General features: G+C 66.8%; 28 protein-coding genes. 12 read left to right on the top strand and 16 right to left on the bottom strand.

What is annotated here, in order from left to right; genetic code table 11:
* Positions 1-700: 700 nt before the first annotated feature.
* The gene (locus GGR11_RS15440; protein ID WP_246331929.1) at positions 701-1,537 is read right to left on the bottom strand and encodes a hypothetical protein; all 837 of its coding nucleotides are present in this window, start codon (positions 1,535-1,537) and stop codon (positions 701-703) included.
* A gap of 377 nt (positions 1,538-1,914) precedes the next feature.
* Between GGR11_RS15440 and GGR11_RS15435 the strand changes: the two genes are divergently transcribed.
* Positions 1,915-2,466 carry an OmpA family protein gene (locus tag GGR11_RS15435; protein WP_183198425.1) on the top strand — a complete coding sequence of 184 codons (552 nt, stop codon included), beginning with the start codon at positions 1,915-1,917 and terminating at the stop codon, positions 2,464-2,466.
* A 60-nt stretch (positions 2,467-2,526) separates the two neighbouring features.
* Here GGR11_RS15435 and GGR11_RS15430 read toward each other — a convergent pair whose 3' ends face one another.
* Both GGR11_RS15430 and GGR11_RS15425 read right to left on the bottom strand, forming a co-directional pair.
* Positions 2,527-3,228, bottom strand: coding sequence for an NAD-dependent deacylase (locus tag GGR11_RS15430; protein WP_183198423.1), 702 nt, complete (start codon positions 3,226-3,228; stop codon positions 2,527-2,529).
* A gap of 196 nt (positions 3,229-3,424) precedes the next feature.
* Complete coding sequence (locus GGR11_RS15425; RefSeq protein ID WP_183198421.1) at positions 3,425-4,300, bottom strand: LysR family transcriptional regulator; 876 nt, start codon at positions 4,298-4,300, stop codon at positions 3,425-3,427.
* 166 nt (positions 4,301-4,466) lie between these two features.
* Here GGR11_RS15425 and GGR11_RS15420 point away from each other — a divergent pair, with 166 nt between their 5' ends.
* From GGR11_RS15420 to GGR11_RS15400, 5 genes are read left to right on the top strand one after another with little or no spacing between them, the layout of a single operon-like run.
* On the top strand, positions 4,467-5,573 hold the full coding sequence (locus tag GGR11_RS15420) for an S-(hydroxymethyl)glutathione dehydrogenase/class III alcohol dehydrogenase (protein ID WP_183198419.1): 1,107 nt from the start codon (positions 4,467-4,469) through the stop codon (positions 5,571-5,573).
* Positions 5,574-5,591: 18 nt separating this feature from the next.
* Positions 5,592-5,978, top strand: coding sequence for a VOC family protein (locus GGR11_RS15415; RefSeq protein WP_183198417.1), 387 nt, complete (start codon positions 5,592-5,594; stop codon positions 5,976-5,978).
* Entirely contained in the window at positions 5,978-6,811 is an 834-nt protein-coding gene (gene fghA, locus GGR11_RS15410) for an S-formylglutathione hydrolase (RefSeq protein ID WP_183198415.1), read from the top strand. The genes GGR11_RS15415 and fghA overlap by 1 nt, the downstream gene beginning before the upstream one ends.
* A 2-nt stretch (positions 6,812-6,813) precedes the next feature.
* Positions 6,814-7,782 carry a DUF4350 domain-containing protein gene (locus GGR11_RS15405; protein WP_183198413.1) on the top strand — a complete coding sequence of 323 codons (969 nt, stop codon included), beginning with the start codon at positions 6,814-6,816 and terminating at the stop codon, positions 7,780-7,782.
* Between the two features lie 15 nt (positions 7,783-7,797).
* Complete coding sequence (locus GGR11_RS15400) at positions 7,798-8,025, top strand: hypothetical protein (RefSeq protein ID WP_183198411.1); 228 nt, start codon at positions 7,798-7,800, stop codon at positions 8,023-8,025.
* A gap of 9 nt (positions 8,026-8,034) precedes the next feature.
* Here GGR11_RS15400 and GGR11_RS15395 read toward each other — a convergent pair whose 3' ends face one another.
* Positions 8,035-8,331 (bottom strand): hypothetical protein, encoded by a 297-nt coding sequence (locus GGR11_RS15395; RefSeq protein WP_183198409.1) that lies wholly within the window; start codon positions 8,329-8,331, stop codon positions 8,035-8,037.
* A 146-nt stretch (positions 8,332-8,477) separates the two neighbouring features.
* On the opposite strand from GGR11_RS15395, the gene GGR11_RS15390 reads away from it, so the two are divergent.
* Together GGR11_RS15390 and GGR11_RS15385 are read left to right on the top strand one after the other, a co-directional pair.
* Complete coding sequence (locus GGR11_RS15390; RefSeq protein ID WP_183198407.1) at positions 8,478-9,089, top strand: superoxide dismutase; 612 nt, start codon at positions 8,478-8,480, stop codon at positions 9,087-9,089.
* Between the two features lie 81 nt (positions 9,090-9,170).
* Entirely contained in the window at positions 9,171-10,106 is a 936-nt protein-coding gene (locus GGR11_RS15385; RefSeq protein WP_183198405.1) for an MBL fold metallo-hydrolase, read from the top strand.
* A gap of 21 nt (positions 10,107-10,127) precedes the next feature.
* Here GGR11_RS15385 and GGR11_RS15380 read toward each other — a convergent pair whose 3' ends face one another.
* Positions 10,128-10,340 (bottom strand): hypothetical protein, encoded by a 213-nt coding sequence (locus tag GGR11_RS15380; RefSeq protein ID WP_183198403.1) that lies wholly within the window; start codon positions 10,338-10,340, stop codon positions 10,128-10,130.
* 251 nt (positions 10,341-10,591) lie between these two features.
* On the opposite strand from GGR11_RS15380, the gene rpsD reads away from it, so the two are divergent.
* On the top strand, positions 10,592-11,209 hold the full coding sequence (rpsD, locus tag GGR11_RS15375; RefSeq protein ID WP_008260153.1) for a 30S ribosomal protein S4: 618 nt from the start codon (positions 10,592-10,594) through the stop codon (positions 11,207-11,209).
* Positions 11,210-11,391: 182 nt separating this feature from the next.
* A complete protein-coding gene (locus tag GGR11_RS15370) occupies positions 11,392-11,766 on the top strand; it encodes a hypothetical protein (protein ID WP_183198401.1) in 375 nt (124 codons plus the stop codon).
* A 7-nt stretch (positions 11,767-11,773) separates the two neighbouring features.
* Here GGR11_RS15370 and GGR11_RS15365 read toward each other — a convergent pair whose 3' ends face one another.
* Positions 11,774-12,871 (bottom strand): NADH:flavin oxidoreductase/NADH oxidase, encoded by a 1,098-nt coding sequence (locus GGR11_RS15365; RefSeq protein WP_183198399.1) that lies wholly within the window; start codon positions 12,869-12,871, stop codon positions 11,774-11,776.
* A 272-nt stretch (positions 12,872-13,143) separates the two neighbouring features.
* Between GGR11_RS15365 and GGR11_RS15360 the strand changes: the two genes are divergently transcribed.
* On the top strand, positions 13,144-13,527 hold the full coding sequence (locus GGR11_RS15360) for a hypothetical protein (RefSeq protein ID WP_183198396.1): 384 nt from the start codon (positions 13,144-13,146) through the stop codon (positions 13,525-13,527).
* Here GGR11_RS15360 and GGR11_RS15355 read toward each other — a convergent pair.
* From GGR11_RS15355 to map, 7 genes are all read right to left on the bottom strand, one after another.
* Positions 13,511-13,948: an acyl-CoA thioesterase gene (locus GGR11_RS15355; RefSeq protein WP_183198395.1), complete on the bottom strand. Its 438-nt coding sequence runs from the start codon at positions 13,946-13,948 to the stop codon at positions 13,511-13,513. The genes GGR11_RS15360 and GGR11_RS15355 overlap by 17 nt on opposite strands.
* Positions 13,948-14,301, bottom strand: a complete 354-nt coding sequence (grxD, locus tag GGR11_RS15350) for a Grx4 family monothiol glutaredoxin (protein WP_183198393.1) — start codon at positions 14,299-14,301, stop codon at positions 13,948-13,950. The genes GGR11_RS15355 and grxD overlap by 1 nt, the downstream gene beginning before the upstream one ends.
* Before the next feature lie 81 nt (positions 14,302-14,382).
* Positions 14,383-15,291 (bottom strand): aldo/keto reductase, encoded by a 909-nt coding sequence (locus GGR11_RS15345; RefSeq protein ID WP_183198391.1) that lies wholly within the window; start codon positions 15,289-15,291, stop codon positions 14,383-14,385.
* Positions 15,292-15,295: 4 nt separating this feature from the next.
* Complete coding sequence (locus tag GGR11_RS15340) at positions 15,296-15,538, bottom strand: BolA family protein (protein WP_183198389.1); 243 nt, start codon at positions 15,536-15,538, stop codon at positions 15,296-15,298.
* Positions 15,539-15,594: 56 nt separating this feature from the next.
* Positions 15,595-16,143, bottom strand: a complete 549-nt coding sequence (locus tag GGR11_RS15335; RefSeq protein ID WP_183198387.1) for a GNAT family N-acetyltransferase — start codon at positions 16,141-16,143, stop codon at positions 15,595-15,597.
* Positions 16,140-16,871, bottom strand: a complete 732-nt coding sequence (gene radC, locus GGR11_RS15330) for a RadC family protein (protein ID WP_183198386.1) — start codon at positions 16,869-16,871, stop codon at positions 16,140-16,142. The genes GGR11_RS15335 and radC overlap by 4 nt, the downstream gene beginning before the upstream one ends.
* A gap of 54 nt (positions 16,872-16,925) precedes the next feature.
* Positions 16,926-17,744, bottom strand: a complete 819-nt coding sequence (map, locus tag GGR11_RS15325; RefSeq protein WP_008263795.1) for a type I methionyl aminopeptidase — start codon at positions 17,742-17,744, stop codon at positions 16,926-16,928.
* A gap of 325 nt (positions 17,745-18,069) precedes the next feature.
* On the opposite strand from map, the gene GGR11_RS15320 reads away from it, so the two are divergent.
* The gene (locus GGR11_RS15320; protein WP_246331927.1) at positions 18,070-19,416 is read left to right on the top strand and encodes an OmpP1/FadL family transporter; all 1,347 of its coding nucleotides are present in this window, start codon (positions 18,070-18,072) and stop codon (positions 19,414-19,416) included.
* A gap of 116 nt (positions 19,417-19,532) precedes the next feature.
* On the opposite strand, the gene GGR11_RS15315 is transcribed toward GGR11_RS15320, so the two are convergent.
* The 3 genes from GGR11_RS15315 to ypfJ form a co-directional block, all read right to left on the bottom strand.
* On the bottom strand, positions 19,533-21,065 hold the full coding sequence (locus tag GGR11_RS15315) for a DEAD/DEAH box helicase (protein ID WP_221205340.1): 1,533 nt from the start codon (positions 21,063-21,065) through the stop codon (positions 19,533-19,535).
* 233 nt (positions 21,066-21,298) lie between these two features.
* Positions 21,299-22,936 (bottom strand): phosphoglucomutase (alpha-D-glucose-1,6-bisphosphate-dependent), encoded by a 1,638-nt coding sequence (gene pgm / locus GGR11_RS15310; protein ID WP_183198384.1) that lies wholly within the window; start codon positions 22,934-22,936, stop codon positions 21,299-21,301.
* Between the two features lie 103 nt (positions 22,937-23,039).
* On the bottom strand, positions 23,040-23,894 hold the full coding sequence (gene ypfJ, locus GGR11_RS15305) for a KPN_02809 family neutral zinc metallopeptidase (protein ID WP_183198382.1): 855 nt from the start codon (positions 23,892-23,894) through the stop codon (positions 23,040-23,042).
* Positions 23,895-23,897: the final 3 nt, after the last annotated feature.

The raw sequence follows: 23,897 nt of genomic DNA, 5'->3' as shown, positions 1-23,897 counted from the left end.
CGCTGAGCGGGCTGCTGGATGGGGCGTCACCAGAAGCGGCAAGCCTGTTCGAAGTTGTGGATGGTGGATTGCGTCACAAGGCGAGCGGGTTTGTATGTCCGTCGCTTGGCTCTGGAGTGGTGCTGTCTGCGGTGGCGACGGGAGCCTTGCCGGGGCAGGCGCAAGGGGGCGCTGCTTTCTGCGAATATTCTGACGGAGCCAAACCTGTCGCAAAGGTGGTGTTCAATCGACCCCCGCTAGGCGAGCCGCTTCTGAGGCCTGACTTCTGCCAAGGCCTGGCGCGCGGGTTGAGGTTGCCGTTGGGGCCGGGAATCGTGCCGGGCGTGAGCCGTATCGACGGGCCGGCGCAAATGCAGAGTTTGCCGACCCTGCCGATCGATGGTGAGGCGAAGCCTCTCTCGCGCTGCTCTCATCTAAGAGCGCCGCTCGACCGTCCGATTATCGTATTCGATGTCGTTGCAATACGGGCGCCCAGTGGTTGGGCGGTAACGGTTTTGCATACACCGCCGGCGCCGCCTTGCTGTGGCGGCTATAGGGGAATTATGAGTACGAGCTTCTTTCTACTCCCCATCGACCTCCTTCGGCAGGTCGCCAAAGTGCCCGCGTCCGCGCTGCCGAGTTCATTCGAAGGCATTGAGAGTTTGATGCCTGGGCGATGGATGCGGCCAAACGAGGGGCGTTAAGAGGGCGTCAAGGCGCTTTACCTCGCCCCCAGCAAATCCGACCAGCGCCAGCTGCCCTTGCCCAGGGCGATCCGCGCTCCGTCGACGCCGTCCTCCAGTTTCAGGACGGCGAGGCCGGTCATCCGCTGGTTCTTGCACTCGGCCGGAGCGAAAGCGACCTCCAAGGCGATGGCCTGACGCACGCCGGCCAGGCCCTTGCCGGACTGGTTGCGGCTTTGCAGCCAGTCGCCGTTCCAGACCAGGATGGCGCGGCCCGAGGCGTTCATCTCCTCGCTGGCGGCGATGACGGCGCGGCGCACGGCGGCGTCGTCGCGCACGGCGTCCTGAACCCAGCGGACCATGTCGCAAGTCCCGCCGCCCGAGCCGGATCCGGCGCCGGATCCGCCCGTCCCGCCGGCCCCGCCCACGCCGTTTCCAGCGCCGCCGCCCGGACCCGATCCGACCGTCGCGGCGCCGGCCAGCTGCGCCGCGCCCAGCAGGGGCAGGGGCGGTCCCGGCGGCGCGGGGGCGGCGGGCAGGGGCTCGACGTCCGGCGGCGGCTGGGCGACGATTTTTCGAGGACGCGCGGCGGCCACGGCGGGCGGGCGAAGCTGGGGCGCGGGTTTGGGCGGCGCCGGGGTCTGAGCCGCTGCGGCCGGCGCGTCGGGCGTCGGCGCCGGATCGGGCGCGGGGATGGGAGCAGGCGGGGGCGGCGGTTCGACCAGTTCGACCATCACCGGCGCCGCTTCATGGGGCGTCGGGAGCGGTTCCGGCCGCGCGGCTGTCATGACCAGCACCAGGGCCGCATGGCCGGCGACGACGCAGGCGGCCGCCAGGGGCCAGCGCCGGGTCCGGTCGGGACGCTCGCCGCTCAATCGTCGATCCGTGACGTGTCGAAGATGATCGGTCGCATGGTCATCCGTCGCCAACCCCTGTAAAAAATCACGACGACCTGTTGAAAACATTCGGTCGCGGCAGGAAGGTGGCGTGGTTGTGAATACAACCGGTCGCTGTTCAAGATCAGCGATAGATCAGGGCGTCCGCCACAGGGCGAAGCCTGTTGGCGGGCTAACGTCCCGGCTCGCGCTCCGGTTCCGAGATGGCGCAATAATCGTGCGAAATCGGTGCTAATTATACGGCTAAGCTGACATTTTCCGGCCAAAAGCACGTCATTACTCCGCCTTGTCGCCTACGCCATTTTCATCTGGCGCATGAACTGGGTGTGGCGCCCCCGGCAAGAAGGAGACAGAACTTGAGCAGATCGAAACTCAGGACGGCGGTCGTCGGCGGCGCCCTCATCGCCCTCGGCTTTGCGGCCAGCGGCTGCGCCAGCCATCGTTTCGTGCGTGATCAGGTCGAGGTGGTGGACACCCGCGTCACCGGGGTCGAAGGCACGGCGGGCCAGGCCCTGCAACGCGCCAACGACGCCCACAAACTAGCCGAGGGCAAGTTCCTCTATCAGGTCGTCCTGTCGGACGATTCCGTGAAGTTCCCGACCGACGCCTCGGCCCTGTCGCCCGAGGCCGAGCAGCGCCTGGCCCAGTTCGCCCAACGTCTGCGCGACGAGAACAAGAACGTCTATCTGGAAATCCAAGGCTATACCGACGCCACCGGCCCCGTCGAACACAACAACCAGCTGGGCGAGCAGCGCGCCGAGGCCGTGCGTCGCTTCCTGAACCGTCAGGGCGTCGCCCTGAACCGCATGTCGACCATCTCCTACGGCCCGCAAGAGCCGGTCGCCTCGAACGATACCCCCGAGGGTCGGTCGCAGAACCGCCGCGTGACCATCGTGGTCCTCGCCTAAGGTCTCGCAGACCTGAAGACCCGAACGGCGGCCGCTTCGCAGCGGCCGCCGTTTTCGTATCTACAACGTCTCGAAGAAGGCTGGCACGGCCTGGGTTGCCGGGCCGTACACCCCCTCGTCGAACAGGCGCGCACCCTGCGTCGGCTCCAGGTTGATCTCGACCGTCCGCGCCCCGGCGTATCGCGCCGCCTGTACGAACCCCGCCGCCGGATAGACCGCGCCCGAGGTGCCGATGGAGACGAACAGGTCACAGGTCTCCAGCGCCGTTTCGATCCGCTCCATGGCCAACGGCATCTCCCCGAACCAGACGATGTGCGGCCGCATCCGCCCCTGCGGATGATGGGGCGAAGCCTCGTCCGCCGCCATGTCGCCGGGCCAGTCCATCACCACCCCCGACCGGGTGCAGCGCGCCTTCAGCAGTTCGCCGTGCATATGGATCAGTTCGAACCCCGCCGTCGGCGGGACCTCGGCGTGAGCCCGGTCGTGCAGATCATCCACGTTCTGCGTCACCAGCAGGAAATCGCCCAGCCAGCGCGCCGCCAGCTCGGCCAGGGCGCGATGGGCGGCGTTCGGCTGAACCTGCGCCAACTGCCGCCGCCGCTGGTTATAGAAGTCCTGCACCAGGGCGGGATCCGCCGCATAGCCCCCCGGCGTCGCCACAGCCTCGACCCGATGCCCGCACCACAGACCGTCTTCGGCGCGAAATGTGGGCACGCCGCTTTCGGCCGATATGCCGGCGCCGGTCAGGACGACGAGGTTCATGATGCGATTGTTTGCCTGACCTGCGGCTCGGTCAGCAAGCGCCAAAGTTCGCCAGATAGGCGGCGTAGTCGGGCCGGCCAAGAATCCATCGGCGCGCGATGTTGTTCCAGCCGTTCCGGGTCCTCTGTCGGCGCAGGGACCCCCCGCGGCTGGATCAGACGATCGTTGCGCGTGGACGATGCAGGCCCGTGATGTGTCAAGCCGCCAGGCTGGCGCGCAGATGGTCGATCATCAACCGCACCTTGGGGGGGACATGGCGGCGGTGCGGATGGACGGCCCAGACGCCTTCATCGGGCGGACGGTGCTCGGTCAGCAGGGCGGTCAGGGCGCCGGCGCGTAGCGGTTCGGTGACATAGAAGTCCGGCAGTTGGCACAGGCCCAGCCCCTGGACCGCAGCATCCAGCACGGCGGCGCCCGAGTTGCAGCGCCATCGGCCCTGGGGACGGAAACTGGTTTCGCGCCCCGCCTCGCTGAAGCGCCAGTGTTCCGATGATCCGGTCAGCAGATCGTGGGCCGGCAGTTCGGACAGGTCCCGCGGCGCGCCCCGCCGGGCCAGATAGGCAGGCGCGGCGCACAGGATCAGCCGTCGCGACGCCAGTCGTCGGGCGATCAGTCGCGAGTCCGTCAGATGCCCGAACCGGATCGCCAGATCATAGCCGTCGCCGACAAGGTCGCGCAGCCGGTTGTCCAGGTCCAGCTCGATCGACAGCTCGGCATGATCGCGCGCGAAGCGGTTGACCGCCGGGGCCACGAAGCGTTCTCCATAGGAGACGGAACAGGTCATCCGCAGCAGGCCGCGCGGGGCGCTGTCATCCGGCTGAACGGCCGCCAGGGCCTCGTCCCTTTCGTCGATCAGTCGGCGACAACGCGCCAGGAAATCGCGGCCGGCGTCGGTCAGTTCGACCCGGCGGGTCGTCCGGTTCAGCAGCCGGGTCTGCAGTCGGTCCTCCAATCGCGCGATCTCTCGGCTGACCGCAGAGGTGGAAAGGCCCAGCCGCTTCGCCGCCGTCGAGAAACTGGCCTGTTCAGCCACCGCCGTGAATTCGTCGATCCCGTCCCAACGACTGCTCATACGGAAGGTGCAACACGATTGTCCCTGCCTGGCAATAATGTTTTGCGTTTATCGCCGTTTCATCGATGCCGGGAGCGGCCTAGAACAGGATCACATCATCCAGCCTGTTCCTCATGTAGCAAGCCGCCGCGCGGCGAGCGGTAGGGACGTCCGAAGGACCAGAATTATGAAAACCCGCGCCGCCGTCGCCTTCGAGGCCAAACGTCCGCTCGAGATCGTCGAGGTCGATCTGGAGGGGCCGCGCGCCGGCGAGGTGCTGATCGAGATCAAGGCCACCGGCATCTGCCACACCGACGCCTATACGCTGGACGGTCTGGACTCCGAGGGCATCTTCCCCTCGATCCTGGGGCACGAGGGCGCCGGCGTGGTGGTCGAGGTGGGGCCGGGCGTGACCTCGGTCGCGGTCGGGGACCATGTCATTCCCCTGTACACGCCCGAATGCCGCCAGTGTAAGTCGTGCCTGTCGCGCAAGACCAACCTGTGCACCTCGATCCGCGCCACCCAGGGCAAGGGGCTGATGCCCGACGGCACCAGCCGCTTCAGCTACAAGGGTCAGGCCATCGCCCACTACATGGGCTGCTCGACCTTCTCGAACTATACGGTCCTGCCCGAGATCGCCCTGGCCAAGATCCGCAAGGACGCGCCGTTCGACAAGGCCTGCTACGTCGGCTGCGGCGTGACCACCGGCGTCGGGGCCGTGGTCAACACGGCCAAGGTCGAGCCAGGCGCCAACGCCGTGGTCTTTGGTTTGGGCGGCATCGGCCTGAACGTCATCCAGGGGCTGAAGATGGTCGGGGCCGACATGATCGTCGGCGTCGATCTGAACCCCGACAAGGAAGAGTGGGGCCGTCGCTTCGGCATGACCCATTTCGTCAATCCGAAAGAGGTCTCCGACGTGGTGGCCCATCTGGTCGAACTGACCGGGGGCGGCGCCGACTACACCTTCGACTGCACCGGCAACACCGTGGTCATGCGCCAGGCGCTGGAGGCCTGTCATCGCGGCTGGGGCGAGAGCATCGTCATCGGCGTGGCCGAGGCCGGCAAGGAGATCTCCACCCGCCCCTTCCAGCTGGTGACGGGCCGGGTGTGGCGCGGCTCGGCCTTCGGCGGCGCGCGCGGCCGCACCGATACGCCGAAGATCGTCGACTGGTACATGGACGGCAAGATCGAGATCGACCCGATGATCACCCACACCTTCGGTCTGGAGGACATCAACAAGGCCTTCGACCTGATGCACGCCGGAGAGAGCATCCGGTCTGTGGTGGTCTTCTAGTTCAAGGGAGAGAGACGCATGTTCACCCACGTCACCGTCGGCGCCAACGATATCGAGGCGTCGCGCCGCTTCTATGACGCCGCTCTCGGCGCTCTCGGCATCGACTCCGCTCAGGGGCCGGATCCCAAGGGCCGCTACTGGTGGCGCACGGCGCACGGCGCCTTCGCCGTGGGCAAGCCGATCGACGGCGAGCCGGCCTGTCACGCCAACGGCGGCACCATCGGTTTTGCGGCCAAGGACACGGCCATGGTCGACGCCTTCCACGCGGCAGGCGTCGCGGCCGGCGGAGCCACGATCGAGGACCCGCCCGGCCTGCGCCAGGGCGCGTTCGGGAAACTGTATCTCGCCTATCTGCGCGATCCCTCGGGCAACAAGATCTGCGCCATGCACCGGGTCGTCGACTGATGCAGACCACCAAGACCCACATCGTCCACGGCGGAACCCTGCGCTATCTGAAGCACGACAGCGCCGTGACCGGCACGCCCATGACCTTGTCGGTCTTCGTTCCGGGCGGGCAGGGGCCGTTCCCGGTGCTGATCTGGCTGTCGGGCCTGACCTGCACCGAGGACAATTTCACCACCAAGGCCGGCGCCTATCGCGCCGCCGCCGAGCACGGCGTCATCATCGTCGCGCCCGACACCTCGCCGCGCGGCGAGGGTGTGGCCGATGATCCGGCCTATGACCTGGGCCAGGGCGCGGGCTTCTATGTCGATGCGACCCAGACGCCCTGGGCTCCGCACTTCCGCATGGAGTCCTATGTCACGGACGAACTGATCGCCCTGATCGACGCCGAATTCCCCACTACAGGCGTCCGGTCGATCTCGGGCCATTCCATGGGCGGCCACGGGGCCCTGACCCTGGCGCTGAAACACTCCGACCTGTTCCGCTCTGTCTCGGCCTTCGCCCCCATCTGTTCGCCGACGCGCTGCCCCTGGGGCGAAAAGGCCTTCACCGCCTATCTGGGCGAGGACCGGGCCGAATGGGACCGCCACGACGCCGCCAGACTGATCGAGGCCGGCGCCGCCAAGTCTGTCTATGACGACATCCTGATCGACCAGGGCGACGCCGACAGCTTCCTGACCGACCAGCTCAAGCCCGAACTGCTCCAGGCCGCCGCCGACGCCGCCGGTCAGAAGGTCACCATCCGGCTGCAGCCCGGCTACGACCACTCCTACTTCTTCATGACCAGCTTCATCGCCGACCACATCGCCTTCCACGCTGAACGGCTGAAGGCCTGAGGATGATGCGCCTCGGCTCGGTCCTGATGCTGGGGCTGCTCGTGGCCTTAAACGCCTCTTTGGCCGCAGCGCAGGAACAGGTGGGCGATCTCGACTGGCGTCCGCAGGTCGCCGTTCCAGCCTATACGGCTGATGGACCCCTGATCCGTGTCGATCAGGGGCATGGAAGCCTTCAGACTATCGACGGCCGATATGCCGGGTTTGCCGCCCTTATGCGGGCCGACGGCTATGGGGTTGAAGCGGGGCGCGGGCGACTGGATGCGCCGGGCGCGCTGGATGGGGTCGCGGTGCTGGTGATCGCCAACGCCGCCAGCCCCGAGAACGGCTCTCGCGTTTCGGCCTTTGACGAGGCCGAGATCGAGGCCATGGCGCGGTGGGTCGCACTGGGCGGTTCCCTGCTGCTTGCAGTCGATCACGCGCCGCATGGAACGGCGGCCGAAGCGCTGGGCGCACGGTTCGGCGTGACGATGGGCAAGGGCTACGCCTTTCAATCTGTTCGCAACGACGTCACGGCCAATCTGGTCTTTCCGCGACAGGCGCTGGGGGATCACCCGATCATCGCCGGTCGTGGGGGCGGCGAGGGCGTGCAGATCGTCAACACCTTCACCGGCCAGTCCCTCAAGGGGCCCGACGGATCGACCGTGTTGCTGGCGATGAGCGACAACGCGTTCGAAGCGCCGGATCTCGCCACCCTTCAGGCCATTCGGCAACGCCTGCGCGCGGGCGAGGATGTGGATGTCGTGACGGCGGAGCTGGCGCGGCCCGCCCTGCCGGCCCAGGGGCTTGCCTTCCCGTTCGGCGCGGGCAGGGTCGTGGTGCTGGGTGAAGCCGGCATGCTGACTGCGCAGATCGTGCGTTTCCCTGACCAGCCGGACCGCGAACCCTATCATTTCGGCCTGAACACCGGCGGCCATGACGACCAACAGTTCGCACTGAACCTGATGCACTGGCTGTCGCGTCTCATCCCCTGATGCTAGAGGGGCGTGATGAGCGCCACCGATCCCTATGAGCCGATGTTTTCCGCCCTGTGCCGCGAGGTGGGCTTCTGTCTGCATGAGAAGGGGCAAAAGCGCGTGATCGCCGCCCTGCCGGCCGGGCTGGACGCCGCCGTCCGCGCCGTCTTCGCCGCCGAGGGCGTGGACGAGCCCAATGCGCCGGGCGACGTCAAGCGCGCCGTGCGCGAATGCCTGAAGGCGAACTTGCCCGTCGGCTGACTTGATCCCTTACGGCGTCGGCACGATCTCGGTCGTTGTTCCCGACGGCGTCGTGACGGTGCGGGTGGTGACGGGCTCCTTGCCTGTTTCCTCTACGGTCGTGGTCGTGGTCGTTGAGGACCGAACGGTATGAGTGATCGTGCAGGTCTTGCCGCCATAGTTGTCGATGCCGACTGCGGGTTCCTGGGTGCAGGTCGGCGTCTGGTTGGCCAGATCGGTCGCGGCCTGATCCAGCGCCCGCAAACTGGTGCAACCGCTTCCGGAAACGGCCAGCGCCGTCAGGGCGATGAATCCGATGCGCGACATGACAGCCTCCGATTGACGTATGGACAATCGTTCGTCTTGTCAGGCAATGCAAATGGCCAAGCTGAACAAAAACTGGATTAATTCGCTTGGGTCAGACGCCACAGCCCCTAAATGGGGTTCAGAACAACCGTCTTCAGGAGACAGACATGGCCTTCACCTTGCCCCCGCTGCCCTACGCCTATGACGCGCTGGAGCCGGCCATCGACAAGGAGACGATGACCTTCCACCACGACAAGCACCACCAGACCTATGTCGATAACCTGAACAAGGCGGTCGATGCGGACGCGGACCTGCAGGGCAAGTCGCTGGAGGAGATCTTCACCAGCATCTCGACCGCCCCCAAGGCCGTGCGCAACAATGGCGGCGGTCACTGGAACCACAGCCTGTTCTGGGAACTGCTGGCCCCCGCCGATCAGACCGGCGAACCCTCGGCCGAACTGGCCGCCGCCATCGACAGCGACCTGGGCGGGATGGACAAGTTCAAGCAAGACTTCAACGCCGCCGGCGCCGCCCAGTTCGGCTCGGGCTGGGCCTGGCTGATCGTCCAGAACGGCAAGCTGAAGATCACCTCCACGCCGAACCAGGACAATCCGCTGATGGATGTGGTGGAAGAGCGCGGCGAGGTCGTCCTGGGCGCCGACGTCTGGGAACATGCCTATTATCTGAAATACCAGAACCGCCGCGCCGACTATTTGAAATCCTTCTGGTCGGTGGTGAACTGGAACAAGGTCAACGAACTGTACGCCGCCGCCGTCTAAGCCCGGCCTAAGCAATAAGACGATGCCCGCCGGAACCTCCGGCGGGCGTTTTCGATTCAGCCTGCACACAGGAGTGAAACGATGCGGATTCTTATGGCGACGGCGGCCGTGACGGCCCTGACCCTGGCGGCCTGCTCCCCGGCGGCGAACGATCAGAAATCCGGCGAGCCTGCGCCGCCGAACCCGACCTCGACGGTCGCCGCCCCGGCGGAGAAGCCGGTCTATCGGTTCAAGATCGGCGCCCTGGACGCCATCGCCCTGTTCGACGGCCAGAACCCCGTGCCGAACGACAACAAGGTCTTCGGCGTGGGCCTGACGCCCCAGGCGGTCGCCGCCCCCCTGACCGCCGCCGGACAACCGGCCGATCCCATCATGCTGGAGATCCATCCGCTGCTGGTGCGGAACGGCGCCCGGACCATGCTGTTCGACACCGGTCTGGGCGGGGGCAAGGGGCAGTTGATGCAGAGCCTGCAGACGGCGGGCGTCGATCCGGCCAGCATCACCGACGTGATGATCTCGCACGGCCACCCCGATCACGTGGGCGGCCTGGTCGCCGACGGCGCCCTGGCCTTCCCCAACGCCGCGATCCGGATGTCGGACGCGGAATGGGCGTCGATCCGCGCCAATCCCCAAATGGCGGACCTGGTTCGCGTGATCACGCCCAAGGTCCAGACCTTCCGTCCGGGTGACGAGGTCGCGCCAGGCGTGGAGACCCAGGACACGGCCGGCCATACACCGGGTCACGTCGCCTATCTGATCGCCGACGGACAGAACCAGCTGCTGTATACGGGCGACCTGATGCACCACTGGGTCCTGTCGGTGGAACATCCGGACTGGACCGTCGGCTATGACAACGACCCGGTTGCGGGCAAGAAGGCGCGTCTGGATCAGATCACGGCCCTGAGGGCTTCGGGCGCACACATCTACGCCTATCATTTCCCCTTCCCCGGCCTAGGGAAGGTCCAGACCCGTGAGGGCCGGGCGATGTTTATCAGCGAGGCGCAGCCGGCCGCCTGATCGTGGCCTGGCGTTGTGGCCTCAGCTCAGCGACGCCAGGCGCGCGCGTTCCGTCATGCGTTCGGCGTGGTGTTGCCGCAGGGTGCGTCGCTGGCGCAGCAGTTCGTGGATCCCGTCGGCGAGATCCAGCAACTGGCTGTCGGACAGCGGTTCGACCAGGTCGATCAGCTTGTGCTTCAAGGTTTCGAAGGCCGGTTCGGACAGGCCGACGGTCGTGGGGGGCGATGACTCCATGGTTTCCTCCGCAGCGGGGTCTAGACAGACTCCGCCGATGACGAAAAGACCAGGAAAGGTCCGGGGTTCCCGGCCATCGTGCTTAACGCGCGGCGCGGCTTGACTCCGGAGGCCTGTGTGGCGATAAGCGCCGCCTTCCACGCTTCCGGTTCGCCGGACGCGGGATTGATGACGGAAGATGCGTGGACCGCCGTTGAGATCGCATTCCCAATCGAGGGGATGCCGGGCCGCATCGTCGAAAAGAGAATAGAATGTCCAAGCGCCACAGCGCCAAATACAAGATCGACCGGGCCATGGGTGAGAACCTGTGGGGCCGCGCCAAGTCGCCGGTCAACAAGCGTTCTTACGGTCCCGGCCAGCACGGTCAGCGTCGCAAGTCGAAGGTTTCGGACTTCGGTCTGCAACTGAAGGCCAAGCAGAAGCTGAAGGGCTACTACGGCAACATCACCGAGAAGCAGTTCGCCAAGACCTATGACGAGGCGGCTCGTCGCAAGGGCAACACCTCGGAAAACCTGATCGGCCTGCTGGAATCGCGTCTGGACGCCATCGTCTACCGCGCCAAGTTCGTCCCCACCGTCTGGGCCGCCCGCCAGTTCGTCAGCCACGGCCACGTCCTGGTCAACGGCAAGAAGGTCGACATCTCGTCCTACCGCGTGAAGCCGGAAGACGTCGTCACGGTGAAGGAAAAGTCGCGCAACATGGCGCTGGTCATCGAGGCCCAGCAGTCGTCGGAACGGGACGTGCCGGATTATCTGGAACTGTCCGACCGTTCGTTCTCGGTCCGTTACGTCCGCGTGCCGGAACTGACGGACGTGCCGTATCCGGTGAAGATGGAACCGAACCTAGTCGTCGAATACTACGCTTCGTAATCGAAGCCTTCTCTGGCGCGGCGATCATCCTTGGAGCGATCTGAGCGACAGCAGAAAATTGAGTTGGAAGGGCCCCGGATCCGTCCGGGGCCCTTCGTTTATCGGCCTGTTCCCTTCCGGGGCGAACAGGCGCATTCTCGGGCTGTTCAGGGTTCGACGGAGCAGGGGAGGCCGCCTAAGCGATGCGCGCCGTCTTCAAATCTATGGCGTTTATCGCCGCTGTGTCGGGCGTGTCCGCCTGCGCCGGGGTGGATGCGCCCAGTGTTTCGACCGCGGGCATGCCCGGCGCGCTTGAACCAATCCACGCCGCCGCCTTCACCAAGGACGCGGCCGTCTTCTGGGTCAGTTCCAACGGCTGCACCCGCAAGGAAGACCTGATCCCCATCGTCAGCATCAAGGGCGCCGATGCGGTCATAACCCTGCGCCGCATCGACGAGGACACCTGCAAGGAGCCCCTGATCGACGGGGTCGAGCTGAAGTGGTCGTTCGAGGAACTGGGCCTGGCGCCCGGCTCGCCCGTCAGCGTCAACAACCCCTATCAACTGCCCCAGACCTGAAACGGTCTTAGCGGCCGTAACCCGGCCAGTGCGCCTTGCCCGCCCGTTCATACTGGGGCGGCAGACCCTCGCCCTGACCCAGGGCCGCGGCGGCGTGGTGGGGCCAGTTGGGATCGTCCAGCGCCGCGCGGGCGATGGCGACGATGTCGGCCTGGCCCGAGGCGATGATGTCCTCGGCCTGTTGCGGATCGAAGATCATGCCCACGGCCATGACGGCGGCGTCCGGCACGGCCTGTTTGACCGCCTCGGCGAAGCGGACCTGATAGCCCGGCTCGGCGCCCGGAATCTCGGCGCGGGCGACATTGCCGCCCGAGGTCAGGTGCAGATAGTCGTAGCCCATCTGATGCAGGGCGCGTCCGAAGGCGATCACCTCGTCCAGCGTCACCCCGCCTTCGACCCAGTCAGACCCGTTGAAACGCACGCCCAGGGCCTTGGTCCTGGGCCAGGCCTCGCGCAGAGCCTGGGCCACGCGCAGGGGGAAGCGCATCCGGGCCTCGGCTGAGCCGCCGTACTGGTCCGCGCGGTGGTTCGACAGGGGCGACAGGAATTCGGTGAGCAGATAGCCGTGGGCGGCGTGCAGTTCCACCAGGTCGAACCCGGCGCGGTCGGCGCGGCGGGCCGCGTCCTCAAAGGAGGCGACCACCCGGTCCATGTCCGCCTCGGTCATTTCGGCGGGGGTATGCCAGTCGTCGCGGAAGGGCAGGGCCGATGGGCCGTAGGTCTGCCAGGCGCCTTCGTCCAGGCCCAGGGCGCGGCCGCCCTTCCACGGGGCCGAGGTCGAGGCCTTGCGACCCGCATGGCCCAACTGCACGCCGATGGGGGTGTGGGAATAGGTCCGGATGCCTTTCAGGATTTCCGCGAAGGCGGCCTCCTGTTCGTCGTTCCACAGGCCGGTGTCGTCGGGCGTGATCCGGCCGGCGGCCTCCACCCCCGTGGCCTCGATGATGACCAAGCCCGCGCCCGACAGCGCCAGACGTCCGATATGCTGGATATGCCAGGGCTGGGGCACGCCGTCGATCGCGGAATACTGGCACATGGGCGCGATGGCGATGCGGTTCTTCAGCGTCAGGGGGCCGATGCTGCGCGGTTGGAAGAGCTGGCTCATGGGGATGTCCGGGGGAGGGGCAGGACGGTAGCTATGCCGGTTGCAGTCGCGATCAAGACCTGACCTTTCCGATTGTTCACCTGGCTTGCCGAAAATTCACGTGCCTGCACGCCCGCCACGCGCCACAAAAGCGTCAAGCTTCATTAGGGGATCACACCAATGCTTCGTCTCGCTCTCGCCATCGCCATCGCAGCCCCGTTGCTGTCGGGCTGCATCATCGTCTCGACCGAAAAGCCGACCACGCGGGTCGTCACCGCCCCGGCGTCGGACCAATGATGCGCGGCCTGCTGAAGGGTCTCGCGGTCGCGGCGTTCGTCGCGCCTCTGCTGTCGGCCTGCGTCATCTATGACAGCGATGCGGGTGAAAACGTCTCGGTCAACGTGACCCGCAACGACGCCCCGCCGGCTGAAGCCATTCGGGAGGCCCGTTTCATGAACGGCGCCCTGGTCGTCCGGGTCGATTCCAACGGCTGCACCCAGGCCGCGGACTTCGAGGTTTCGGTGTCGGACAATACGCCGACCGAGATCACCCTGCGTCGCACCAAGCCGGACCTTTGCAAGGCCTTGGTCCCCGATGGCGTGGAACTGCGCTGGACCTATGCCGACCTGGACCTGGAGCCTGGAACGCCGGCGCGGATCCTCAATCCGCTGAAGTAGTCTCGAACACCTTCAGCATCGACGACGGTATGCGCTGCGGCCTAAGGGTCGCAGCGTCCACCAGGCACCATTCCGAGACGCCTTGGGCGCAGACCCGGCCCTCGGCGTCCTCGATGCGGACATAGCGGTTGAAGCGCGGTCCCTGCGGGTCGCCCACCCAGGTCCGGGCCACGACCCCGGTCGCGCCGGGTGCGATGGCGCGCAGATAGTCGATCTCGTGCCGCAGGGCGACCCAGGAGCATCGCGAACGGGTCTCCGCGTCGAAGCGGGCGTTCCAATGGGCCGTGCCGACGTCCTGAAGCCAGCCGACATAGACGACATTGTTGACGTGGCCGTTGGCGTCGATGTGTTCGGGACGGACCTCCAGCGGCACGACGAAGACCTCACGGTCCTCGCGTGGCGTCAGGACCGGGCGAGCCATCAGGCTTCGCCGAGCGCAACGCCCTTCTCGGCCATCAGAGCCTGAAGTTCGCCGGCCTGGAACATTTCGCGGATAATGTCGGATCCGCCGACGAATTCGCCCTTCACATACAGCTGGGGAATGGTGGGCCAGTCGGTGAAGCTCTTGACGCCCTCGCGCAGGGCTTCGTCCTGCAGCACGTCGACGCCGACGAAGGACGCCCCGACATGGTCCAGTATCTGGACAGCCAGCGAGGAGAAGCCGCAGCGGGGCTGGTCCGGCGTGCCCTTCATGAACAGCACGACGTCATGCTGGGCGACGGTGTCGCCGATGAAGGCGTGGACGGGATTGGCGGCAGGAACGGTGTCGGTCACGGGAGAGGGCCTTTCGTGAAGGTCGTCAGCTAGGGAGAGGCGACGGCCGGGTCAAGGCGTGGTCGTGTCTATGCTTCGAGATCAGGCCGCAGCCGAGGCCGTGACCCGGCCCATTTCGATCTGGGCGGCCAGGCCCGGGGGCAGGTCGCGTTCCGGCGTGGCGGCCAGCATGCTCAGCCGTTCCCCGTCATTGGCGTGTATGATGACGCTGGAGATGGTCGGATCGGTCAGAACATAGCTGAGGCAGATCGCCTCGGCCGGCCAGTTCGGTGTGCGATACAGGAAGCCGAAGGCGTCGCTCTGTCGCGATTGGGGCGGGCGTTTAGGCGCGCCGCCCAGGCCGAAGAAGCCCTTTTTCGCAACAGGCTCGGTTCCACGCGGTTTGGCGCGGCGGTCGGTGAAATAGTCGTAGGCGAAGACCGACATATCCTGTTCGCGGGCGGCGCGGATACGATTGCGCAGCCGCCAGTCGGCGTTGATGTCGAAAGGGGTGAACAGGGCGTCGAAGGCGCCGGTGGAGACATAGGTGTCCATGACTTCGCCGCCGCCCGCCACGCCCAGCAGCTTGATGCGGCCGGTGGCGCGCAGGGCCTTGAGCGCGTTCAGCGACGACTGCGGCAGTTCGTGTTCGCCCGGCTCGTGCAGCACCGCGACGTCGATCCAGCCCAGGCCCGAGAAATGCAGAACCCGGTCGATGGCGGCGGTCATGCCCTCGGCCGAGAAATCCCGTTCCGCCTCGCGTCCCGCGCCGACCCCCAAGGTCAGGCTGACACAGACCAGTTTGCGGTCCACATGGGTCAGGGCTTCGCCCAGCACCTCGGCCGCAACCGGATCGGCGGTCTCGAGCCGATAGGAATTCACCCCGGCTTCCAGGGCGGAATACAGCAGGTTCAGCGCGCCCTCACGACCGCGCGCCAGATTGTCCAGCCCGAAACTGAGGGTCAGGTTGGAAATGGCGGCGCCGGACACGCCGAAGGGGCGATAGCGCATGGGGTCAACCCTCCTTGGGCGGGGCGGCGGTTTCCAGCGCCAGGGCGTGCAGTTCGCCGCCCATCTGTCCCTTCAGCGCAGCATAGACCAGCTGGTGCTGGCGCACGCGGGGCATGCCTTCGAAGGCGCTGGAGACGATACGGGCGCGATAATGGTCGCCGTCGCCGGCCAGGTCGTCGATGGCGATCTCGGCGTCGGGAAAGGCCTCGATCAGGTGCTGGCGCAGGGCTTCGACGGACATGGGCATGGGCGGGGCTCTCGGATCGTTCCCCTTCAGCATGCCCGATAAACCTTAATGGCGGGCTACGTCTCGTCCGCGCCGGGCGCCGCGCCGGGGCGGGGGCGTTCGAACAGCTGAACCGGATGGTCCTTGTAGGTCGCGGTCGCATAGGGACGGAATCCGACGCGCGCCGCCAGTTTCAGCGAAGCCAGGTTCTCCGGCGCGATCATGCAGACGCTTCGCGCCGCCGCCAGGGATCCATCGACCCAGGCCAGGGCTGCGCTCAAGGCCTCGGCGGCGTAGCCCTTGCCCTGGAAGGCGGGCGCGACGCCCCAGCCCAATTCCGGCGCATCGAACGGCGGCGTCAGGTCGCGGCGATAGTCGAACACCCCGACGCTGCCCAGATAGGTTCCGCCGTCCCTCAGCCGGATCGTCCAGTTGCCGTGGCCCAGGGCCGCCCAGTGACCCAGGTCGCGCAGCAGACGGAACCAGACCTCTTCCGTCGACAGGGCGCGGCCCATGATGTGGCGGGTGAAGTCCTCGTTCAGCCACAGGGCCGACAGGTCGTTGAAGTCGGTCGCGGCGACCGGCGTCAGCACCAGTCTCTCGGTCGTCAGAATCTCAGCGTTCACATCAGGCCCAGTTGCTTGAAGCTGGCCACCCCGTCGCGGCCGACGACCAGATGGTCGTGAACCTCGACGTTAAGGGCTCGTCCGGCCTGCACAACCTGTTTCGTGATCTCGATGTCGGCGCGGCTGGGGGTGGGGTCGCCGGACGGGTGGTTGTGAACCAGGATCAGGGCGCTGGCCGACAGTTCCAACGCCCGTCGCACCACTTCGCGGGGATAGACGGGGGCGTGATCGACGGTGCCGCGGTTCTGGATTTCGTCCAGGATCAGCTGGTTCTTCTTGTCCAGGTAAAGGACGCGGAACTGCTCGCGCGGCTCGTGTTGCAGCGCCACCCGCACATAGGCCAGCAGGGCGCTCCAAGACGAGATGACCGGCCGTTTCGCCGTCGGCTCGCGCGCGATCCGGCGCGTCACGTCGAAGATCAGCTGCAGGTCCAGCGCCACTGCCCGCGTCGCCTTGCCGGGCGCATAGGCCAGGGTCCGCGCCACTTGATCCTCGACGGCCTCGTGACTGGCGGCGCCTATGCCCTCCAGCCCGCCGAACCGGGCCAGCAGATCCTTGGCCAGCGGTTTGACGTCCTTGTAGGGGATGGAGCGGAACAGCAGCAGTTCCAGCAGCTCATAGTCGGGCAGGGCGCCCAACCCGCCCTTGGCCGCCCGCTCGCGCAGCCGGTCGCGATGACCGCTGTGACGCGGCTTCGGTTTGGGTTCGGGTGTCAGGTCGTCCAGCATGTCCCCTGCCTTTCCCGCCGCAACCTGTGCGGAAGGCGAGGGGGGATCAAGGGTTCAGTTGGGGCGGAACAGTCCGGCCGGGCTGACGGTGAAGATTTCCAGCCCGTCTTCCGTCACCCCGATGGTGTGTTCGCACTGGGCCGACAAGGACTTGTCGCGCGTCACGGCGGTCCAGCCGTCCGACAGCACCTTCACGTGCGGCTTGCCCAGGTTCACCATCGGCTCGACGGTGAAGAACATGCCCGGCTTCAGCACCGCGCCCTCGCCCTTGCGGCCGTAGTGCAGGACATTGGGGCTGTCGTGGAAGACCCGGCCGATGCCGTGGCCGCAGAAGTCGCGCACCACGCTCATGCGCTGGGCCTCGACGAATTTCTGGATGGCGAAACCGATGTCGCCGAAAGTATTGCCCGGCTTGACCTGTTCCAGGCCCAGATCCAGCGACTGATAGGTCACGTCGATCAGCTTTTTGGCGCGGGCGTTGATCTCGCCGACCGCATACATCCGGCTGGAATCGCCGTGCCAGCCATCGACGATGACCGTGTGGTCGATATTGACGATGTCGCCGTCCTTCAGCACCCGGTCGCCCGGAATGCCGTGACAGACCACGTGGTTGATCGAGGTGCAGACCGTCTTCTCATAGCCCTTGTAGCCGAGGCAGGCCGGCAGGCCGCCGTGGTCCAGGGTGAATTCGCGGATCAGGTCATCGATGGTGCTGGTCAGCACGCCCGGCTGAACATGCGGCGTGATCATGTCCAAGGCTTCGGCGACCAGACGGCCGGCCTTGCGCATGCCCTCGAAGTCCTCCGCCTGGTGAATGCGGATGGCGCTGGTGCGGACCAGGGCGTCGGTTTCCAGATCGGGCGTTTCGTACATGGTTCAATCAGCGGCGGCGAGGGATTTTCAGATGACCATCCTATCATGGATACGCAAGGCGATTGTGCGGCGGTCAAGGATTCCTTACCCAGCGTCATGCCCGACTGTGTGTTGCACGACACTGTCACCTGACGGAATGAACCTGCCGCTGCGTAACCTCTCGCCGGTGTGATCGTGTGCAGTTTTTCCGACACAGTTTCGCCCGTTTCCCGGCGGAGAGCGGCCATGCATGCAACGTTTTCCTGACGAAAGCGCTGCCGTGCACAACCCTCCCCGATACCCACCGCCGCGGTTGATGGCGGGGGCAACACTATAGGAATGGCTTATGACTCCCAGGAATCTCGCTCGTATGGGCGGCATCGCCCTGACCACCGTCCTGCTGGCCGGCGTCGCCGCGCCTGCCATGGCCGGTTCGTTCTACGTGCAGGAACAATCGACCCGCGGCCAGGGCCGCGCCAACTCGGGCGAAGGCGCCGACAAGGGCGTGCAGTCCCTGTGGTGGAACCCCGCCGCGATCGCCGGAACCCAGCGCCAGGTCTACACCGGCATGCACGGCCTGATCCTGGACTCAGACGTCGATGATCGCGGCTCCAGCCTGACCTACAACGTCCCCACCCCGGCCATCGTCAGCCGGACTGCGCCGGTCAACGGCGATCCGCACGTCCATGACGTGGTCGAAAGCGGCATCATCCCGAACTTCGCCGTCTCCATGCCGATCGGCGACCGCTTCAACGTCGGCATGGCCGTCCAGGCGCCGTTCAACTTCACCACCAAGTACGAGCCGACCGATTTCGCCCGCTACGACGCCCTGACGTCGGAACTGCGCTCGGCCAACGTCAGCCTGGTGGCCGCCATGACGGTCACGGACTGGCTGGACATCGGCGCCGGCTTTGACGCCCAGTACGCCAAGGCGACCCTGAGCTCGGCCCTGCCGAACGTGGCCATCCCCGGCGTCTTTGCTCCGACCTATGCCGTCTCGCCCAGCACCGACGGCCGCAACCAGCTTGAAGGCGACGGCTGGGACTACGGCTGGAACGCCGGCGCCCAGATGCATTTCGGCAAGCTGGACCTGGGTCTGTCCTATCGCTCCAAGATCGAGCACGAGTTGGAAGGCGCCGTGAACATCTCGGGCCTGACGGGCGTTCTGGCGGCCGCCAACGTCTCGGCTGACGGCGTCGCCAGCTTCACCACCCCCTGGTACGCCACCGTCTCGGCCCGTTACGCCGTCAACGACCGCCTGACGCTGAACGCCCAGGTCAACCAGATCGGCTGGAGCGAGTTCGACGCCATCCGCGTGACCTACGGAACCTCCGGCTCCTCGACCATCGTTCAGGACTATGACGACGTCACCTCCGGCGCGATCGGCTTCGACTACAAGATCGATCCGACCATGACGGTCCGCGCCGGCCTGGGCTACGACCCGACCCCGACGCCGGACGATCACCGCACCGCCCGTATCCCGGACGGCGACCGGTTCCTCTACACCGCCGGTCTGTCGAAGAGCGTGGGCTCCATGACCTTCGACGGCGCCGTGACCTATATCGACATCGATACGGCCACGATCAACGACACCCGCGACGTGTATGGCAACGGCCTGGTCGTCTCCACCCTGCGCGGCGAGGCCAAGGGCCACGGCGTCGGCTTCTCGATGGGCGCGACCTGGAACTTCTAAGGTCCACAGCCATCGGCTGAAACAGGAACGGCGGCTCCTGCAAAGGAGCCGCCGTTTTTTATCGCCGATTTCCGGTCCGCCACCCTCGGGGCAAGCCCGAGGGTGGCGAGCGGAGATCAGGCCTTGGCCGCGCCGCCGTAGCCCTTGCCGCCGTTCGACGGACGGCGACGGGGGCGGCGCTTCATTTCGCCTTCCGCAGGCTTGGCGTTGTCGTTGATCGAGGGCACGCGCTCACCGGCCAGGGGGTTGTAGGCGCGCTCGGGACGCGGAGCCGCCGGAGTCTCGCCGGGACGGGCGCGGCGCTGACGATGCGGCTGACCGCCGCCTTCCGGACGGACGCCGTCGCGGTGCGGCACGCGGCTGCGCCCACGACCACCCCGGCCGCCTTCGTTGCGCTCGCCGCCTTCGCGTTCCGGCATGGTCGCCTTCTTGCCGACGCCGGTCGCCATGATGGTGGCGTCCAGCTGGCCCAGGGCCTTGTCGTTGCGGCGGTCGATGGCCGGGATCTTCTGGCGCGTGACCTTCTCGATATCCTTCAGCAGCTTCATCTCGTCGCCGGCGACGAAGCTGACGGCGGTGCCGTCCTTGCCAGCCCGCGCGGTGCGGCCGATGCGGTGGACATAGCTTTCCGGCACATGGGGCAGCTCGAAGTTCACGACGTGCGAGACGCCGTCCACATCGATGCCGCGCGCGGCGATGTCGGTGGCGACCAGGACGCGCAGCTTGCCTTTCTTGAAGGCTTCCAGCGTGCGTTCACGCTGGGGCTGGGACTTGTTGCCGTGGATGGCGCCGGCTTCGACCCCGCCCGCTTCCAGATAGGCCGCGACCTTGTCGGCGCCGTGCTTGGTCTTGGTGAAGACCAGGCAGCGCGTGTACTCGGGATCGCTGAACATTTCGGTCAGCAGGGCGCGCTTGCGGCCCTGTTCGACATGGACGACCGACTGGCTGATGCGCTGGACGGTGGTGGATTGCGGCGTGACCTGGACCTTGACCGGGTCCTTCAGCAGCTCACCCGCCAGCTTGCCGATCTCGGTCGGCATGGTCGCCGAGAAGAACAGGTTCTGGCGCTTGGCCGGGATGCGGCTGACGATCTGACGGATCGGCTTGATGAAGCCCAGGTCCAGCATCTGGTCGGCCTCGTCCAGGACGAAGATCTCGGTCGAGGACAGGTCCAGGTTCTTCTGCTGGATGTGGTCCAGCAGACGGCCGGGCGCCGCGACCAGGATGTCCAGACCCTGTTGCAGGGCCCGCTCCTGGGCGCCGTATTTCACGCCGCCGAAGATGACCGCGACCCGGAAGCCCAGGTGGGCGCCGTAAGCCTTGAAGCTGTCGCCGATCTGGGTGGCCAGTTCACGCGTGGGCGACAGGACCAGCACGCGCGTCGTGCGCGGCTTGGGGGCGATGCGGTTCTCGGCTAGGCGATGCAGGATCGGCAGGGCGAAGGCGGCGGTCTTGCCGGTGCCCGTCTGGGCGATGCCCAGCAGGTCCTTGCCCTGCATGACGTCGGGGATGGCCTTTTCCTGGATCGGGGTCGGCTTGGTGTAGCCTTCCGACGCCAGCGCCTGAAGAAGGGCCTTGTTCAGGCCCATGGATTCGAATGTGGTGCTCACAGCAGTGTCTTTCGCGTGCGGCAGGGCGCTTTCAGCCATGGCATGACGCCTTAGGGCCGCGCACCGCCAGTCCCGGCCGGGCTTCGGAGTGAAGCCTGCGGGGTGGATCGGGCGCCGCCCCGCGTGTCCGGGCAGCGAATGAACTTGAGGGGCCGGCGGCTTCTACAGACAGGTCCGAGATGGACTTACACGCGCTGGAGACGCCGGAGATCGCGATTGTGCGACGCAGCGCAAATGGACGTTCGCGGACATAAAGTCAAGCCTCAAGCCCTTCAGCCCGCCAGGGCGGCGGCCACGAGCGTCTTGGCCTCGGCCTGGACCTGGGCCAGGTGATCCGCTCCCAGGAAGGACTCTGCGTAGATCTTGTAGACGTCCTCGGTGCCCGACGGACGGGCGGCGAACCAGGCGTCGGCGGTCACGACCTTCAACCCGCCGATGGCCTCGCCATTGCCGGGGGCCTTGGTCAGGATGTCGGTGATCGGCTGGCCGGCCAGGGTGGTGGCGGCGACGTCGGTGGGGCTGAGCGCGGCCAGGCGCGCCTTTTGCGTCCGGTCAGCGGGGGCGTCGATCCGGGCATAGGCGGGAGCGCCGTATTGTTCGGTCAGGCCGGCATAGAGCTGGCTGGCGCTCTGGCCCGTGCGGGCCTGGATCTCGGCCGCCAGCAGACACAGCAGCAGGCCGTCCTTGTCTGTGGACCAGACCGTGCCGTCGCGCCGCAGGAAGGAGGCGCCGGCCGATTCCTCACCGCCGAAGCCGACGGTTCCGTCCAGAAGGCCGGGCACGAAATGCTTGAACCCGACTGGCGTCTCCAGCAGGCGGCGGCCCATGCCGGCGACGACGCGGTCGATCATTGAAGACGAGACCAGGGTCTTGCCCACGGCCACGTGTGGGCCCCAGCCGGGACGGTTGGCGAACAGATAGGCGACGGCCGCCGCCAGGAAATAATTGGGGTTCATCAGGCCGCCGTCGGGGGTGACGATGCCGTGGCGGTCCGCGTCGGCGTCATTGCCGAAGGCCAGATCATAGGCCGATCCGCCCTGCATCATCTGGATCAGATTGGCCATGGCGCTGGGCGACGAACAGTCCATGCGGATCTTGCCGTCGGCGTCCAGCGGCATGAAGGCCCAGCGCGGATCGACGACGTCGTTGACCACGGTCAGGTTCAGCCGATGCCGGTCGGCGATTTCGCCCCAATAGGCCACGGCCGCCCCGCCCAGCGGATCGGCCCCCATGCGGACCCCGGCGTCGCGGATGGCGTCCAGGTCCAGCACGCTGGGCAGGTCGTCGATATAGGCGCCCATGAAGTCGAACCGGCCGGCCGTGGCGTAAGCCCTGTCGAACGGAACGCGCTTCACCTCGGCCAGGCCGCCCTCGATCAGCTGATTGGCGCGGGCGGCGATGGCGCCGGTGGCGTCGCTCCCGGCCGGACCGCCGGAGGGGGGATTGTATTTGATGCCGCCGTCGCGGGGCGGATTGTGCGACGGGGTGATCAGGATCCCGTCGGCCTGGCGCGTGTTGGCGCGGTTGTAAGCCAGGATGGCGTGGGACACGGCCGGGGTCGGGGTGAAGCCGTCACGGGCGTCGATCAGCACCTCGACGCCATTGCCGACCAGCACTTCCAGCGTCGTGCGCCAGGCGGGTTCGGACAGGCCGTGGGTGTCGCGCCCGACGAACAGCGGGCCGTCGATCCCCTGCGCCGCGCGATATTCGGCGACCGCCTGGGCGATGGCCAGGATGTGGCTCTCGGTAAAGGCGCTGTCCAGAGCCGAGCCCCGGTGGCCCGAGGTGCCGAACACCACCCGCTGGGCCGGGTCGGCCATGTCGGGCCGGCCGGATCCATAGGCGCCGATCAGGGTGTCGAGGTCGATCAGGTCTTCCGGAAGGGCCTGGCGGCCGGCGCGAGCGTGCATGGGAATGTATCCGTCGGTCTGTGCGTCGCTGGGGCGCGCTAGGCGGTGTTAGGGGCGCGGGACCAGACCCGCAACCCGCAGAATCCGTCACCGAAAACCTTGTTCAGGCGCCGCTGAAGGTGTCGCAGACGGCCGGGTCGCCCGACTGATAGCCGCGTTGCAGCCACTCGACCCGCTGGGCTGCGGAGCCGTGGGTGAAGCTCTCTGGCGAAACGCGGCCGCCGCCCCGGCGTTGCAGCGTATCGTCGCCGATGGCCTGGGCGGTCTTCATGCCTTCCTCGATGTCGCCGGGCTCCAGGGCGACCTGGCCGTTCGAGACGGCCGAGGCGTTCCTGGCCCAGACGCCGGCGTAGCAATCGGCCTGAAGCTCCAGCGCGACGGAATACTGGTTGGCTTCAGCTTCCCCTTGCGCGCGCTGCTGGGCCTGACGGACCTGGGCCGAGGTTCCGGTCAGGGTCTGGACGTGGTGGCCGAACTCGTGGGCGATGACATAGGCGCGGGCGAAGTCGGCGCCCGAGGCGCCCAGTTGCGTCTCCATCTCCTGCCAGAAGCCCAGGTCCAGATACACGGTCCTGTCGGTCGGGCAATAGAAGGGCCCCATGGCCGATTGGCCATAGCCGCAGCCGGTCGATGTGCCCTGTTCATAGATGACCACCTTGGGCGGTTCGTAGCCGTTCAGCTTCTGGGTCCAGACGTCGTTGATATTGCCCCCGACGACATCGACGAACCGACCGGCCTGATCTTCAGGCGTCCCGACCTGACCCTGCTGCTGCTTGGCGCCGACGCCGCCGAACTGGCTGGCCAACTGGGTGGTGGTCGCCGGGTCTATGCCGAACACCAGATAGCCGATGATGGCCAGCACCCCGACGCCGATGCCGCCGCCCGCCAGCGCCCCGCCGCCGAGGCCTCGCCGATCCTCGACTCCGCCGCCGCCTGTCCGTCCGCCCTGCCAACGCATGTC

The organism is Brevundimonas mediterranea (assembly GCF_014196125.1).
GTDB lineage: Bacteria > Pseudomonadota > Alphaproteobacteria > Caulobacterales > Caulobacteraceae > Brevundimonas > Brevundimonas mediterranea.
Note: the sequence above shows the minus strand (reverse complement) of the source record. Positions and strands in the feature narration are given on the sequence as shown.

Bases quoted from the DNA above. Each gene is read 5' to 3' on its own strand.
- ypfJ (WP_183198382.1), bottom strand. From the start codon at position 23,894: ATGCGTTGGCAGGGCGGACGGACAGGCGGCGGCGGAGTCGAGGATCGG.
- GGR11_RS15365 (WP_183198399.1), bottom strand. From the start codon at position 12,871: ATGAGCCAGCTCTTCCAACCGCGCAGCATCGGCCCCCTGACGCTGAAG.
- GGR11_RS15420 (WP_183198419.1), top strand. From the start codon at position 4,467: ATGAAAACCCGCGCCGCCGTCGCCTTCGAGGCCAAACGTCCGCTCGAG.
- GGR11_RS15345 (WP_183198391.1), bottom strand. From the start codon at position 15,291: ATGCGCTATCGCCCCTTCGGCGTGTCCGGCGCCGCCATTTCCAACCTG.
- GGR11_RS15390 (WP_183198407.1), top strand. From the start codon at position 8,478: ATGGCCTTCACCTTGCCCCCGCTGCCCTACGCCTATGACGCGCTGGAG.
- GGR11_RS15370 (WP_183198401.1), top strand. From the start codon at position 11,392: ATGCGCGCCGTCTTCAAATCTATGGCGTTTATCGCCGCTGTGTCGGGC.
- GGR11_RS15400 (WP_183198411.1), top strand. From the start codon at position 7,798: ATGAGCGCCACCGATCCCTATGAGCCGATGTTTTCCGCCCTGTGCCGC.
- GGR11_RS15425 (WP_183198421.1), bottom strand. From the start codon at position 4,300: ATGAGCAGTCGTTGGGACGGGATCGACGAATTCACGGCGGTGGCTGAA.
- radC (WP_183198386.1), bottom strand. From the start codon at position 16,871: ATGCTGGACGACCTGACACCCGAACCCAAACCGAAGCCGCGTCACAGC.
- GGR11_RS15340 (WP_183198389.1), bottom strand. From the start codon at position 15,538: ATGCCCATGTCCGTCGAAGCCCTGCGCCAGCACCTGATCGAGGCCTTT.
- GGR11_RS15415 (WP_183198417.1), top strand. From the start codon at position 5,592: ATGTTCACCCACGTCACCGTCGGCGCCAACGATATCGAGGCGTCGCGC.
- rpsD (WP_008260153.1), top strand. From the start codon at position 10,592: ATGTCCAAGCGCCACAGCGCCAAATACAAGATCGACCGGGCCATGGGT.
- GGR11_RS15395 (WP_183198409.1), bottom strand. From the start codon at position 8,331: ATGTCGCGCATCGGATTCATCGCCCTGACGGCGCTGGCCGTTTCCGGA.
- GGR11_RS15315 (WP_221205340.1), bottom strand. From the start codon at position 21,065: ATGGCTGAAAGCGCCCTGCCGCACGCGAAAGACACTGCTGTGAGCACC.
- GGR11_RS15430 (WP_183198423.1), bottom strand. From the start codon at position 3,228: ATGAACCTCGTCGTCCTGACCGGCGCCGGCATATCGGCCGAAAGCGGC.
- GGR11_RS15405 (WP_183198413.1), top strand. From the start codon at position 6,814: ATGATGCGCCTCGGCTCGGTCCTGATGCTGGGGCTGCTCGTGGCCTTA.
- GGR11_RS15320 (WP_246331927.1), top strand. From the start codon at position 18,070: ATGACTCCCAGGAATCTCGCTCGTATGGGCGGCATCGCCCTGACCACC.
- GGR11_RS15385 (WP_183198405.1), top strand. From the start codon at position 9,171: ATGCGGATTCTTATGGCGACGGCGGCCGTGACGGCCCTGACCCTGGCG.
- map (WP_008263795.1), bottom strand. From the start codon at position 17,744: ATGTACGAAACGCCCGATCTGGAAACCGACGCCCTGGTCCGCACCAGC.
- fghA (WP_183198415.1), top strand. From the start codon at position 5,978: ATGCAGACCACCAAGACCCACATCGTCCACGGCGGAACCCTGCGCTAT.
- GGR11_RS15360 (WP_183198396.1), top strand. From the start codon at position 13,144: ATGATGCGCGGCCTGCTGAAGGGTCTCGCGGTCGCGGCGTTCGTCGCG.
- GGR11_RS15380 (WP_183198403.1), bottom strand. From the start codon at position 10,340: ATGGAGTCATCGCCCCCCACGACCGTCGGCCTGTCCGAACCGGCCTTC.
- pgm (WP_183198384.1), bottom strand. From the start codon at position 22,936: ATGCACGCTCGCGCCGGCCGCCAGGCCCTTCCGGAAGACCTGATCGAC.
- GGR11_RS15355 (WP_183198395.1), bottom strand. From the start codon at position 13,948: ATGGCTCGCCCGGTCCTGACGCCACGCGAGGACCGTGAGGTCTTCGTC.